Source organism: Luteimonas salinilitoris (assembly GCF_041300785.1).
Lineage (GTDB): Bacteria > Pseudomonadota > Gammaproteobacteria > Xanthomonadales > Xanthomonadaceae > Luteimonas > Luteimonas salinilitoris.
In genome coordinates this window covers 29,303-42,739 of sequence record NZ_JBFWIB010000002.1, presented here as the reverse complement: position 1 = coordinate 42,739, position 13,437 = coordinate 29,303, and the positions used below count along the sequence as shown (strand labels likewise).

Genomic DNA, 13,437 nt, shown 5'->3' with positions numbered 1-13,437 from the left:
TCATCGGCGATCAGTTCACCTGGTAAACCTGGGTGCTCAGCTGCAGTACCGCGTCGAACTGCACCTTCTCGCGGTCCGGCCCCAGCTCCATCAAGGCATCGACCCGGAAGCGCAGTGCGCGCTCGGTCGGCCGCGGCGGCTCCAGGGCCACCCGCACCCGCGACAACCGCGCCTCGTGCAGCGCGATCGCCTGCTCCAGCGAGCGGCGGATGCGATCGCGGTCGTGCGGATTGAGCAGGCTGTAGGAGGAGAAATCCAGGATGCCGTAGGTCAGCGAGGACTTGCGGCATTCCTCGAAAGCATCCGGAATCATGCGCGCACCCTCGGAGCGGGTGTTCAGCAGGTTCTCCAAATCCCGCGAGATGAGCTTGCGCACTTCGCCGATCGAGATCGACCGACCGGAATCCTCCGGGATCGGCGCATCCGTCAAGCGATCGATCAAACCCCGCACGTCAGGATCCCATCAGGACTGGACGCGGCGAAATCCCGGAAACCCGGCCGCCGGAGTCGCGGTGGTTGCGCAGCGCGAGGTCGTAGCCACCGCCATCGGCTGCCTGATGGTTCGCTCGTCCGGCCCTGCGACCGGTAGCCTTTCATCCATCCGCGCCAGCGTGTTCTTTCCGGCGCGCCCGTCCCACTGGCCGTACTCCTTCGCAAACGCGTGCTTCTGGAAAGCGAGCACCGTCGCGTGGGTCTCCGGTCCGAAGATGCCGTCGGGTTCGCCGGCAGGATGCGCAAGGAAGGACTTCGGCATCGGGTAGCCCAGTTCGACCAATGCGCGCTGGATGCGACCGACCGCGTCCGGATCGTCGTGTGGCGGGCCCTTCTTTACCGAAGGGCCGCCCGCTGCGGCCTGGTCGAGCCGCGCCGATCCTGCCAGGGTGGCTGATTTCAGCGCCATGCCGCTTTCTCCGTAGTGCTGCCGCCGTTCATTGAATCAGACCTGCAGTTCTGAGGCTTTCCCGCAGCCGCATGCCGGTGGTGCGCGCGCCGATGACCGCCGTCTTCCACTTGGCCTGTTCGGCCTTGAATCCGGTGGGGTCGTGCTTGGTCTTGTGGTCGTAGGCGTCCTGCAGCGCCTGGGCCCTGGCTTCGCTGTTGCGCTCCATGGCCTGCGTGATGTCGTCGATGCCGTCTGCGGACGAGTCGTACTCCTTGGCCGCGATCGCGGCGAAATCCCTGGCGTAGTCGCGCGCAGACAGCGCACCGATCAAGTAGTGGATCTGCTCGTGACCGAGCAATGCGTCGCGCCTTGCCTCCGACCAGTCGTCGAAGACGAAGCTGGCCACCCACATCTCCGGCTCGTCGAGCCGGACGGTCGTGGTCGGCTCCTGGGCCAGTTTGTAGACCGTCGGCTTGCTGCCCTTGACCGCCTTGACCTTCAGGTTGGTCGGGGTCGCCGTCCAGCCGACGGCGGTCTGGGCGGCGATCACGATCTGGCCCGCGGACGGAGCGGCCATCTTCTTGCGCTTGAAGTCGTCCCACCTCAAGACGCGATTCAAGGCATTGGCGGGTGCCAAGCGCATGCGTCGATACTCCCGTTCGATCCGCGGAGCAGGAGCGCGCCGGCCGTGCGGCACGTCCCGCCCGGAACCCGACCCGAAATCAGCTCGCCTTGTTGAGTGCCCGGTCGTAGCCGGCGGGTATTGCGCCTTCCAGGCTGCCATCCTCCTTCTGCGGCTTGTACTCGTACTTGATCCTGGTGAAGTTCAGCGTGAACGAGTCCATCGGGATCGAACTGGCGCCACCGGTGCCGCCGGTCTGGTAGCTGCTCACCATGAAATCCTCCACGGTGATGGTCATGTACTCGACTTGCCCGCCCTTGCCGCCGGCCTTGCGGCAGTGAAGCACCGCCTTCTTGACGTGATCGCCGGCGAAAGAGGCCTTCATCAGCAGCGGCGTGGACTTGTCGGCCTGCTTGTTGAATTGCAGGTCAGAGACCTCCGCCTTGCCGGTGCCGCCGCCACCGCCGCGACCGGTACCGCCCATGTTGGTCGTAGTGAAGCCCCAGCTGTCGATCTCGATGCAGTCCTTGAACTTCTCGTCGAGGGACTCACCCTTGATTCCGTCGATTTCCAGCAAGTAATCGGATGCCACGGTCGTGTCTCCTTAGGATTTCAGTGCCCGCACATCGACGCGCGGGCTTCTGCGAGGGATTCGCATGGACAACTCAACGCGCCGACTTCGGCAGCTCGGCGACCAGTCTCAGGGAAACGCTCAGCTCGTCGAGCTGATAGTGCGGGCGCAGGAAAGCCACGGACTTGTATGCGCCCGGCTTGCCCGGAATCTCGGCGACCTCGATGCGCGCCTCGCGCAGCGGGCGCTGCGCCTTGGCCTCCTGCGAGGCATTGTCGTCGAGCAACACGTACTGCGAGATCCAGTTGCCGAGGAACAGTTCGACGCTGGACCTGGAGGCGAAGCTGCCGAGCTTGTCGCGCATCATCGCCTTGAGGTAATGCGCGACGCGGCTGACGGCGAAGATGTACTGCAGCTGCGCCGAAAGCCGCGCGTTCGCGTTGGCGGCGTCGGTGTTGTATTCCTTCGGCTTCTGCACCGACTGGGTGGAGAAGAACGCCGCGTAGTCGGTGTTCTTGCAGTGCACCAGCGGGACCAGTCCGAGGTCGGCCAGTTCCTTTTCGCGCCGGTCGGTGATGGCGATCTCGGTCGGGCACTTGAGCGCGACCTCGCCGTCGTCGGTGCCGAAGGTATGCGTCGGCAGGCCTTCGACCAGGCCGCCGCCCTCGACGCCGCGGATCGCGGCGGTCCAGCCGTACTTGGCGAAGGCGTCGGTGATCTTGCTGCCGAGCGCGTAGGCGGCGTTCATCCACAGGTAGCGCTCGTGCTCCTTGCCGGTGACCGTCTCCATGTAGTTGAACGCCTCCACCGGCGCGGTCTCCGGCCCGTAAGGCAGGCGGCCGAGCACGTGCGGCATCGTCAGGCCCACGTAGCGCGAGTCCTCGGACGCGCGGAAGCTCTTCCACTTGGCGTACTCGACGGTGTCGAAGATCTTGGCCAGGTCGCGCGGACCGGACAGCTCGGTGAAGCTCTCGAAACCCAGCAGTTCCGGCGACGCCGCCGACAGGAACGGCGCGTGCGCCGCGGCGGCGACGTGCGAGATCTCCTCGACCAGGTACATGTCCTCCGGGAGGCGGCCGAACTCGTAGTCGCCGATCAGGGTGGCGAACGGGGCGCCGCCGAAGGTGCCGTATTCTTCCTCGTAGATCTTCTTGAACAGCGTCGACTGGTCGAAGTCGGAGGCGTTCTTGAAGTCCCTGACCAGTTCCTTCTTGGCGCAGTTGAACACCTTGATCTTGAGCGTGGTACTGGTCTCGCTGTTGTCGACCATGTACTTCAGGCCGCGCCAGCTGCCCTCCATGCGCTGGAAGTCGGGCAGGTGCATGATCGCGGAGAGCTGGTCGGACAGCAGCCGGTCGAGTTCCGCGATGCGCGCGTCGAGCGCGGTGATCGCGTCCTTGGACACCACCAGGGCGCCCTCGGTGACCTGGTTGACCAGTTCCGCGATCAGGTCGCGGGCGCGCGTGCGCTCCGAGTCCGTCTTGGCGATCTTGGTCTGGGTCAGGATCTGTTCGAGCAGTCCGCCTTCGGCGGCTTCTGCGGTGGCGACTGGCGCCGCCTGGGTCTCGGTCTTGGCCATGATGGACTCGCTTGCTTCGCGGACGGGACGGCGGCCCTCGCCGGGCCGCCGCGGATTACTCCGGCTTCGGGCCGACTTCCTTGCTGAGCTGGGTGATCTTGTCGGTGTTCTGCAGGACCTCGTTCAGCAGATCCTCGAACTTGTCGTTTCCGGCGGCCTTGTTGCGCAGGTCGGCGAGCTTCTGGCGCGCTTCGAGCAACTTGCGCAGCGGCTCGACCTGCTTGACCACCCGCTCCGGCTCGAAGTCGGCCAGGCTGCCGAAGGTGATGTCGACGGCGAGCTTGGAACCGTCGTTCGCGAGCTTGTTGTCCACCTGCCCCGCCACGCGCGGCTTCATGCCCTTGAGCACGTCGTCGAAGTTGTCCTTGTCGATGTTGACGAACTTGCGGTCCTTCAGCTTCGGCAGCGGCTCGTCGCTCTTGCCGGTGAAGTCGCCGAGCACGCCGGCGACGAAGGGCAGCTCCTTCTTCTCGATGGCGTCGCCCACCTCGACGTCGTAGGTGAGCTGCACGCGCGGGGCGCGGACGCGATCGAGCTTGTGCTGGGTGCTTTCCTTCTTGGCCATGACGTCTTCTCGCTATGCATGCGGTGGATCGTGATGAGGACGATCGCGGCGCACGGGACGGCGATCGGCGTACGCGGAAGTCTAGGAAAGCGTCGTCGCCGCCGAAATCCGCCGGACGGCCGATCGAAGGCATATGCCGTTCGGCCGGCGCGGCCGGCCTAGAAACGAGTGAAGAGGAGTGAGAAACGAGTAAGAGCGCCTGAATCCGGATGGCGCCTCGCCTCTCTCTCGTTTCTCACTCCTATTCACTCGTTCCTCGCTCTTAGCCCGACGCGCGCGCGGATCGCCGCCAGCACGCTTTCGTCGCGCACCACGTCGGCGAGGAAGTCCGCGAGCGGCATGTCCGCCCAGTACACCGCCTGCTCCAGCAGCGACGACACCGGGCTGTGCGGCTCGGTACGCTTGAAGTAGTCCGCGATCTCGCCCAGCGCGCGCAGCGCTGCCTGCTTCGACGCCTTGCCGTCGCCGCCCAGGCTCAGCGCCACCGCGCCGCCGCCGGCAACGATCTCGCCGGCGCCCGCTTCCGGCGCCTCGACCTCCTCTCCGGTGGCCGCCGGATCCAGCAAGCCCCTGGCCTTGGCTGCACGCTGCAGCACCTGCTGGATCCGTTTGAGCGTCTCCTCGATCTCGGCCAGGCTCGGCGACGCGCGTCCGAACTTCGCGTCCGCGACGACCTTCAGGTGCACGAATGCGGTCTGCGCCGCCGCCGCCGCGACGACCCGCCCGCGCAGTTCGTCGTCGGCGACCGCCTGCAGGCAGGCATCGAAGGCCTCGCCGGTCATCTTGCCTTCGTCCAGCGCGGCCTGGTAGGCCTCCGCGTTCTGCCGTGCCAGGTTGTCGACCTCGCGCGAGGCCTGCCAGTCGATCAGCGCGACCGGTGCCGCGACATCGGTGTTGAGCGGCATCTGCCGCAGCGCACCGGCGATGTTGCCGTTGAGCCAGGCCAGCCTGCCCGCACGCTCCTCCAGGTCCTCGCCTTCCGCATTGGGATGCAGGCCGTCCCAGTACCGCTCGATCAGGCCGGCGATCACCGCGAACCCGTCGCGCGTACCGTCCAGCCCATGGCGGGCGATCAGCGCCTCCGCCAACCAGCCCGCGGCCTGCAGGTCCTTGCTGACGCCGGTCAGCACCTGGGTCGACAGTTCCAGGGCGAGCCGCCAGTCGGCCACCTTGAGCTCGGTCTGCCATTCGCCTTGCGAGAGCGTGGCGTCATCGGCGCGGCGCGCCTCGCGGATACGGTCGAACAGGTCAGAGAAACTCGCATCCTCGCCGCACGGGGAATCGTCGCTGATCGGGGCGAGCAGTGCATTGACGTCGATGGCCATGGCAGGACTCCGTTGCGTTGGATCGGGCCGATACCGGTCCGATCGCGGTGTATCAATCGAGAATGGATTCAGGCACCGCCAGCGGCGCGGCACCCCGCGCCGCCAGGAAGCGTTTCATCTCCTCGCTTGGCTCGATGCGCAGATGCACGCGGGCCTGGCGGAAACCCGCCGCCTGCAGGCGCGGATGCAGCTCTTCCCATTGCGAGGGGCTGTAGGAATCGCGGAAGTCGCTGATGCTGAACACGTGCGCGCCGGGCCCGAACTCGTCGAACAGGCGCACGAAACCGTCGGCGCCGCGATACAGGAGGGTCAGACGGAAACCGGCTTCGGTCGCCGGCGCGTCGTCTGCGGCGACCGGCGCCTGGCTTGCGGCCGAAGCGTCCTCCGCTACCGCCGCTTCCGGCTCGGCGTCCACCTGCCCCGCAAGCCGATCGGCGGCGGCAGGCGGCAGGCTGATGCGGATACGGGCCTCGGAGCATGCGGTCGGCGACCAGCGGACCTGCGCCTGCGCATCGGTCAGCGATTCGCCCTTGCTGGTGATGCTGAAACTCTCCCCGGCACAGATCACTTCGAACGTCGTGCCCTGCGGCCCCTCCAGCAGCGTGCCCAGATGCGAAGGCGCGTCCAGGGTGAAGATGCCGGCCGGAAACGGCGCATCGCTCGCAGGCGCGGCGCGGCCGCCGGAAAGCAGCGCGCGGTAGTCGGCGGACAACGGCATCGCGACGCCGCCCACGCTGACCGGTGCGCGCTCGGCGTCGGTGATGAAGGGCTTCAGCCAGTCGCCGACGAAGGCTTCGAGCCTGCCTTGCGGGCCCAGCAGCGCCGACGCCTGCCGCTCCGGCGGCAGCGCCGCCAGCGGCTTCACCACCGTCTCGCGCCAGCGTTGCTGCACGTACTCGCCGGCGCGGCGCACCGTGAGCCGCAGCAGCAGGCGTGCCGGTCCCTGCGCGACCGACCAGGCGGCGAGGTCCTCGGCGCCGAACTGCTCGGCATAGGCCTCGGCCGGCTTGTCCACCGCCGCCAGCAGTTCGGCGTATTCGCTGGCGGGCGGCTTGTCGGCAATGCCGCGGCTGGCGAACAGATCCGCAACGATGCGGTACACGTCCTGCGCCCCACCGTCGGCCTGCAGGCGCAGGTAGCCGCGCGCGAACAGCGGCGCCTGCGGCGCCAGCACGTCGATCTCGGTGTCGCGCAGCGCGGTCAGCCACACCGGCGGCGTGATCGAGGTGCCGCCGAACCTGAAGCTGTCGCCGATGAAGCGGCCAAGCGGCCGCCACGACGACAGCCAGGCGGACTTCATCTGCGCCCAGGTCTCGCGCCATCGCAGTCCGAGCGGGCGCTTGAGCGGCAGCGCGTACAGCTGCTGCCCGGCGGCGCGAAAATACGCCGCATAGGGATTGTCGGTGCCGGCCGCACGCGCGACCAACTCTGCCTCGTGTCCCTTCCACAGCGCGATGCCCTCGCCGAAGCGCGCCTGCAACCGTGCCCATTCGTCGAAGTACTCGCGGAAATAGGCGTCGCGGAAGCTCTCCACGCGCTCGGGCTGGACCCCCGCCTCGTCGCGGGCGGTGTCCAGGAACGGCGCGATCGCCCCGTTCCAGGTGTCGTAGGTGAAAGCGCGCGAGACCGTGGGCAGGCTGTCGGCATCCACGCCGACCACGCGATCGTCCGGCAGCCAGAAGTCGCCCAGCGACAACCCCGCCGCGCGCGCGTCGGCCCAGGCGCGCACCTGCGCCGTGTCCAGCGTCTGCGCTTCCATGAGTCGCCGCAGTTGCGCCTGTAGCCGCTCACGCTCGCCGTTCAGGACCTTTTTTTTTTGCCAGCGCAGATAGCCGAGATAGGCGCCGAACAGGGCGGCGGCGTTGTCGCGGTCCCGCCGCGTATCGTTGTCCGGCGTGACGAAGGGCGCGAACAGCCGCGAGCGTGCGTCGAAGGCGACGTTGTTCGGCAACTCGTCCTTCAGGCAGGGCTCGCTGGTGCCGCGGCAGGCATCGAGCAGGCGCAGCCGCTGGGCGATCGCCAGCGCGTGCTCGAAGCCGGCCCGGCCGCGATCCAGGTCCTCGGCCAGCATCTGGTCGTAAGGCGCCAGGATGAGGTTGGAGAAGTCCTCGGTGACGCGCTGTTTCAGCGTTTCGATGTCGCGGTCGGCGCGGCGGATGCCGAAGCCGAGCAGCGTGCCTTCGGCGGCCGATTCCAGCTGTTCGATGGTACGGCCGCAGCTCGCCACCCACTCGATGCGGGCGCTGCCCAGGCGCCCTTCGACATCGCGGCAGGCGCTGCGCGTGCTGGCCAGCAGCTGGGTATCGTCCTGCCGCGCGGCCGACAGCCCGTAGGCGAGGTAGCCGCTGAAACCCAGCAGCGCCGCCACGCCCAGGGCCGCCACCGCCAGGCGCCCGGCGCTGCCGCGCAGGCTCGGCGCCGCCAGCGGCTGGTCGGCCGGCAGGAAGCGGGTGAACAGGTCGGCGACGAAGGCGCCGCCGGGATGCGCCGCGTCGGCGCCGCCGACGAAGTACAGCCCGCGCCAGGGCGGCGTGCGCTGGAAGGTGTTGTCCTCCAGCAGCAGCGTGACGAACAGCGACAGGCCCGAGGCGCAGCCGCGCAGCGCTTCGACGAACTCGAACGCATCGTGGCGCGTCGCCGCCGTCGCCTGCGCGCGCAGCGCCGTCATGCGCAGGGCGTGCAGGCGATCGAGGATGGGCGTCAGGATCTGGTCGAGGCGCCCGCTGGTGGCGGAGCTGACCGCCTCGTTCTCGGGCAGCCGGTGACCGAGCGCCTGGGCGAACGCCTCGGCCGGCAGGGTGTCCCGCACGGTCTGGTAACCGCGCAGGCGCTCCAGCCCGCTGACCGCGATGTAGACCGGCATGCGCACCTGCAGGTGCTCCATCGCCTCGTCGACCAGGCGCCGCAGCCGCGTCGCGGTGCTCTTCAGGGCGTCGGCCGGACCGAGCAGGGTCTGCACCGACACCGTCAGCACGATCCCGTTGAGCGGCAGCTTCTCGCGCTCGGCGGCAAGCTGCATCAGCGCCTGGTACCACAGTCCGCGCTCCAGCCGTGCCGCGGCGTCGCACACCACCCGTGGATGCATCTGCACGGCGATCAGCGACTTGAAGAACCACCAGCGCCAGATCTCGGCACCGTCCCCGGTCGGCGGCGAAAACGGCGAGACCTCGGCACCGGCGCGCAGCAGTCCCTCCACGTCCGCCTCGGCGTCGCCCAGGAACAGCATCCACGGCACCCGGTATAGTGGGTCGCGGCCTTTCTCCATCTCCGGCGAGCGCGCGATGGTGCGCTTGGCCTCGGCGATCGCCTGCGCCATGCGCGCCAGCGGTTCGCGCTCGTCCTCCGGATTGCCCGGCCCGAGATCGCCGATGCGCTTGCGGGTGCGCCCCTGCAGGGTGAAGCGACGCTGCCCGGCAATGAACCACCACAGCACCGCCAGCGCCACCGCGCACAGGCCCAGCAGCTGCCAGAACCGCGCCGGCAGCGACGGCACGATGACGATCGCGGCGATCACCAGCGCGACCAGCAGCACCAGCACGAGCAGCGCGACCACGATGCGCCGCAGCCATGGTTTCTTCGCCCCCTCGGCAACCGGCCGGTACAGGCTGCGTACCTGCGAGAACAGGCTGCCCGCCCACGAAACCAGCCTCTGCAGCGGATAGAGCGGATTCGGCAGTCTCATGGCGCCGGCTCCGTCTGCATGAACAGGAACTCAGCGGCCAATTCGGGGTTGTCGCGATTGGCCTCGAGCAATTGCCCGAGCCGTGGCAGGTAGTCCTTGGCCGATTCGACCTCGACCGCGGGATCTCCCTGGAACAACGGCGTGGGCGACGCGATCACGGTGATCAGCTCCTGCCCGAACGGCGGACCCACGGTCCAGAATCGCTGATCGGTCGCGCCGACGTTGAATTGTTCGCCGGCCCGGATCACGCGCCCGCTTCCGGATTCATGCGGATTGGGGTAGATGTGCGCGACATCGCCCCCTACCGTGTAGTAGTCCACGTACAGATAGCCGTCGTAGGTCGCCTGCATCAGCTTGACGATCACCCGTTCGTTCTCCAGGAAACGATCGGAATGGCCGCTGGTCGGGGTCACCGACAAGCCATAGCGCAGATCCCCGTTGCGCTCGCGGTACGGCTTGAGCATCTGCACCACCTCGCAATGCGGCCAGATGCGCAGCTGCAGGTCGAACCGTGGCGAAGTCACGCCATCCACCGCGGACACCCGCTGCCTGACCGCGGCGACATCGTCCGCGCGCGAGACGAAGCCCTCGACCCTGGTCGCGCCCTTTTCGCCGACCGTGGCGACGAGGTCCGAACAGGGAAAGCCGGCCAGCTGCCTGTCCACCAGCGCCTGCACGCTCGGTCCGGTCTCCTTCGGCGCGGCGATCAGCAGGTAGGCAAGGTAGGCCAGCGGGACCAGCAACGCGGCGATCACGCCGGTCTTCAGCAGCAGCCGATCCCACTGCTTGGGATAGCGCGGCCCCCCCGGCGCGTCGCCGGCGTAGGGCTGCGGGGTGATCCGCTCCTCGCGCAGGGTGTGGATCGGCGCCGGCGCCACCGGCAGCTGTCGCGCGTGCAGTTCCTTGAGCTTGCCCAGCTCGCCGCCGTCGCCGGTCTCGTAGTAGTACTGGCCGACGAATCCGAGCAGCAGCGCATGGTAATAGACCTCGCGCACCTCGTCGTGTTCGGCTCTCAGCGCCGACAGGTGCGAGAAGAACTCGTTGCCGGCGTTGTTGGTGTTGTACAGCGCGACCTGCAGCGGCGTGGCGTTGCCGGTGAGATAGGCCGGGTTGCGCGCCATGATCTCGTCGATCCAGGCCACCACCGCGAAGGTCGCATCGTCCACGTGTTCGGCACGCTTGCCGTCGGCCAGCGCCGCGGCCTTGGCGCGGTCGATCAGGGTGCGCACGGCCGCCAGCACGTTCGCCGGCGGATCGCCGGCCGCGTTTGCCGAGACCTTCTCGTCCAGCGCCAGGCCGAACGAGAACACCGGCGCGAAATGGTGGAGGAGCCGTGCCATGCCTGCCCGCCTATTCCTCCGCACCGACCGGGTACAACTTGATCACCGTGGCGTCCGGCGGCAGGTCGCAGAACACCGAGATATTGCGGGCGTTCTTGATCATCTGCCAGAACGGATGCGCGGTATCGACCAGGAAGTAGGTCGTGTTCGGCGTCTTCTGCGGCAGTTCCTCCGGCGGCACCGGCAGCAGGTCGATCTTCAGGCCGAACAGCGCGGCCGACAGCAGCCGTGGCATCTCGTCCTGCGATGCGATCTTGCCGGTGCGCGACAGGCGGGTGAACAGGTCCTGGCCGCGCAGCTCGGACTCGAAGGCGAGATAGAAGCGCGTCTTGTCCGATTCGAACAGGCTGGCCGGCAGGTCGGCCTTGTAGAAACGGCCGTCATAGGCGAGGGTGACGCCGACCTCGGCGCCGACCGTCAGCGCCTTGATCAGCACTTCGGCGCGCTCGAAGGCGATGCGGAAGCAGCGGCGCAGGTCGTCGTGATCGTACTCGGGCAACTCGGTCTCGTTCGGATTCGAAGCCAGGCCGCCGAAGTAGCCGATGTCCTCGGAGAACACCGAGAACTCGGCAATCAGCGTGCGCAGCTGCTGGTACAGCGCATAGGCGGGCACCGTGCCCATGCGCACGTGTTCCTGGAAGCCCGGGATGTGGCGTGCGAAGGTCTGCATCATCACCACGCGCATCACCTCCTGCGCGCTGGTGGACGCCGCTCGAATGCCGCGCTGACGCTTGCTCGAGGCGAAGTCCTGCCCGCGCGAGACCAGCAGGTCGCGCAACGCGCGCGTCCAGCGCGCCAGGTTGTGCGAGGCCTGCAGCGCCAGCAGCGGCGGAACGTAGTCGTTGGACAGGCGGAACTTGCCCGGCCCGGCCGGCAGGATCTCGGCGAACTTGTAGGCCTCGCACGAGCGCACCAGCACCTCGGCATTCTCGTCTAGCGAGGTGACGATCATCGGCTGGTACAGCAGGAAGTCGACATCCGCCGCCGGCGCCTGCGGATCGAACGGATCTTCCAGGCTGTCGCTGGCCAGCAGGTGTCGCTCGCTCAGCCGGCCCGAGGGGCCGAGGCCGTGCACGACGCGCTCGCGGTTGAGCACCAGCCATAGCGCGATCGGCTCGTTGTCGCGCGGCGCCAGGTCCTGCAGCGCACGCTGCGGCAGCTGCGTGTTGCCTGCGGGCCTGTCCGAGCCGCCGGACAGGCGCTCGCCGTCGCGGGTGAACAGCACCAGCTTCTCGATGTCGACCATGCCGCTGCCGAGCGCGTCCTCGCGCAGCTGCAGCACCTCGAAACCCCAGGGGAAGGGCGTGACGCGGCGCTGTACGCCCTGCCGCAACGCCTGATGCCAGGCGTCCTGGGCCTGCAGGTGCTGCGGGCTGAGGAAGGCGCCCTGACCCCAAAAAACCTGACGATCACCGATCATCGCGCGCTCCAGGTGAAGTCGCTGCAGACCGAAGCGATTCCCGCTCGGCACCGACTCCCCTTCCCCGCTTGCGGGGGGGCGAGGCGAGGCGCTTGCGAGCCACTGGCGCGGCTCGCCGAGCGCCCATCGGCTGCGCCGACGGGCCGGTAAGGATGGGATGGGGGCCGCGGCCGCCGCGTCCTGCTTTTTCTGGCGAAGCTGCGGAGGCCACGGTCGCGGCTCGCCCCCACCCAGCTTGCCCCACTTCGCAAGGGAGGAGTGCTTGCGCCGAGCGGGAATCGCTCCGCCGCCGCACAGGCGATGTGTTGCGATGTCTGCTTCGTGCCAGTCATAGTTCTTGGGCCTCGATCCGATAGCCGGCACGCGCCAGCGCAACCAGCAGTCCGTGTTCGCCGACGAGATGGATCGCACCGACGGCGAGATAGCAACCGCCGCCCTCGAGCAGCTCCAGAAGCGCGGGCAGCCAGCGCGCGTTGCGCTCTTCGATCAGGCAGCGGCGCGCGCGCATTTCGATCGCCTTGCCTTGCGCGCCCAGACCGACCATCCGGTCGACGTCGGCAAGCCAGGCGCCGAGATTCCGCTCGCGGTAATGCTTGAGCGCGCGCTCGGACATCTCGCGGACGATCCACGGCGCCTTCAACCGCTCATCCAGCACCAGCGCCTGCGCCTCGGTGGGTACGCAGTCGAGCGCGCGCAGCTGGTCCTCCGGCGTTTCCAGGTGCACCACCCGCAGGCCGCGCGCTTCGGCCAGACGTTGCAGGCGCACGTCCAGGGTCTGCTCGCCCACCTGTTCGCCGCGCGCCTCCAGCAGAGCCAGCACCATCCACGGCTTCATCCGTTCCAGCGTCGGGGCCGGGATCTGCGGCAACAGCGAACGTGCCATCGTGAAGCTGTCGATGCTGATCAACGCCGACAACGGCCGCTCCGGCGGCAGCCATCGATAACGATCGAGCAGCGCGTCGGAGACCGGCACCGGATCGGTTTCGTTGACCAGCGACGTCGCCGGCGACAGGGCGGCCGCCAGCGATTCCTGGGATAGACCCAACTCCTCGTCGCTGCCGAAATGAATGGTGCCGAACAAATAGCTGGGCGCGGGTGTGGACGACGACTGCAGTACGTCCGATCCGGCAATGACGGCCATCTCCTCGGCCGCGGGCGCGACGACACGGAACAGGATGCCGCGCGGTGACGCGTCCACCCCTGATCGTTCCGGGGCCGGCGCCATGATCTCCGGCTGCCGGGCGTGCGGCGGCGGATCGCCGGTACCCGCCCATACCGCCGGCGAGGCCGCGATCGGCACGACGGACGCAAGCGCGCGCAGACAGCAGGCGCACGCGAGCAACACGGATCGTGACCAGGACGACGGCAGCATCATCGCGACCGGGAGAAGACGGACACCGCATCTTTCGCGAGCGCGGCGGCGGCGGCCATACCACGTTGGAGCTAGACC

At 68.2% G+C, this 13,437-nt stretch carries 11 protein-coding genes; all 11 read right to left on the bottom strand.

Going from position 1 to position 13,437, the window contains the following annotated elements; all coding sequences use genetic code 11:
• Nucleotides 1–10: 10 nt before the first annotated feature.
• Nucleotides 11–451, bottom strand: a complete 441-nt coding sequence (gene tssE, locus AB5T46_RS03580; protein ID WP_370562488.1) for a type VI secretion system baseplate subunit TssE — start codon at nt 449–451, stop codon at nt 11–13.
• 12 nt (nt 452–463) lie between these two features.
• The gene (locus AB5T46_RS03575) at nt 464–901 is read right to left on the bottom strand and encodes a peptidoglycan-binding domain-containing protein (protein ID WP_370562487.1); all 438 of its coding nucleotides are present in this window, start codon (nt 899–901) and stop codon (nt 464–466) included.
• Nucleotides 902–929: 28 nt separating this feature from the next.
• On the bottom strand, nt 930–1,526 hold the full coding sequence (locus tag AB5T46_RS03570) for a hypothetical protein (RefSeq protein WP_370562486.1): 597 nt from the start codon (nt 1,524–1,526) through the stop codon (nt 930–932).
• Between the two features lie 79 nt (nt 1,527–1,605).
• Entirely contained in the window at nt 1,606–2,097 is a 492-nt protein-coding gene (locus AB5T46_RS03565; protein WP_370562485.1) for an Hcp family type VI secretion system effector, read from the bottom strand.
• Nucleotides 2,098–2,170: 73 nt separating this feature from the next.
• On the bottom strand, nt 2,171–3,655 hold the full coding sequence (gene tssC, locus AB5T46_RS03560; RefSeq protein WP_370562484.1) for a type VI secretion system contractile sheath large subunit: 1,485 nt from the start codon (nt 3,653–3,655) through the stop codon (nt 2,171–2,173).
• 55 nt (nt 3,656–3,710) lie between these two features.
• Complete coding sequence (tssB, locus tag AB5T46_RS03555; protein WP_370562483.1) at nt 3,711–4,220, bottom strand: type VI secretion system contractile sheath small subunit; 510 nt, start codon at nt 4,218–4,220, stop codon at nt 3,711–3,713.
• 245 nt (nt 4,221–4,465) lie between these two features.
• On the bottom strand, nt 4,466–5,545 hold the full coding sequence (gene tssA / locus AB5T46_RS03550; protein ID WP_370562482.1) for a type VI secretion system protein TssA: 1,080 nt from the start codon (nt 5,543–5,545) through the stop codon (nt 4,466–4,468).
• Nucleotides 5,546–5,597: 52 nt separating this feature from the next.
• Complete coding sequence (locus AB5T46_RS03545; protein WP_370562481.1) at nt 5,598–9,227, bottom strand: type VI secretion system protein; 3,630 nt, start codon at nt 9,225–9,227, stop codon at nt 5,598–5,600.
• Entirely contained in the window at nt 9,224–10,567 is a 1,344-nt protein-coding gene (locus AB5T46_RS03540) for a DotU family type IV/VI secretion system protein (protein ID WP_370562480.1), read from the bottom strand. The genes AB5T46_RS03545 and AB5T46_RS03540 overlap by 4 nt, the downstream gene beginning before the upstream one ends.
• Nucleotides 10,568–10,577: 10 nt before the next feature.
• The gene (tssK, locus tag AB5T46_RS03535) at nt 10,578–11,987 is read right to left on the bottom strand and encodes a type VI secretion system baseplate subunit TssK (RefSeq protein ID WP_370562479.1); all 1,410 of its coding nucleotides are present in this window, start codon (nt 11,985–11,987) and stop codon (nt 10,578–10,580) included.
• A gap of 328 nt (nt 11,988–12,315) precedes the next feature.
• Entirely contained in the window at nt 12,316–13,359 is a 1,044-nt protein-coding gene (locus tag AB5T46_RS03530) for a TraB/GumN family protein (protein ID WP_370562478.1), read from the bottom strand.
• Nucleotides 13,360–13,437: the final 78 nt, after the last annotated feature.

Excerpts from the sequence above, each read along its gene's own strand:
- AB5T46_RS03575 (WP_370562487.1), bottom strand. The coding sequence starts at position 901 with ATGGCGCTGAAATCAGCCACCCTGGCAGGATCGGCGCGGCTCGACCAG.
- AB5T46_RS03570 (WP_370562486.1), bottom strand. The coding sequence starts at position 1,526 with ATGCGCTTGGCACCCGCCAATGCCTTGAATCGCGTCTTGAGGTGGGAC.
- tssC (WP_370562484.1), bottom strand. The coding sequence starts at position 3,655 with ATGGCCAAGACCGAGACCCAGGCGGCGCCAGTCGCCACCGCAGAAGCC.
- tssB (WP_370562483.1), bottom strand. The coding sequence starts at position 4,220 with ATGGCCAAGAAGGAAAGCACCCAGCACAAGCTCGATCGCGTCCGCGCC.
- tssA (WP_370562482.1), bottom strand. The coding sequence starts at position 5,545 with ATGGCCATCGACGTCAATGCACTGCTCGCCCCGATCAGCGACGATTCC.
- AB5T46_RS03545 (WP_370562481.1), bottom strand. The coding sequence starts at position 9,227 with ATGAGACTGCCGAATCCGCTCTATCCGCTGCAGAGGCTGGTTTCGTGG.
- AB5T46_RS03540 (WP_370562480.1), bottom strand. The coding sequence starts at position 10,567 with ATGGCACGGCTCCTCCACCATTTCGCGCCGGTGTTCTCGTTCGGCCTG.
- tssK (WP_370562479.1), bottom strand. The coding sequence starts at position 11,987 with ATGATCGGTGATCGTCAGGTTTTTTGGGGTCAGGGCGCCTTCCTCAGC.
- AB5T46_RS03530 (WP_370562478.1), bottom strand. The coding sequence starts at position 13,359 with ATGCTGCCGTCGTCCTGGTCACGATCCGTGTTGCTCGCGTGCGCCTGC.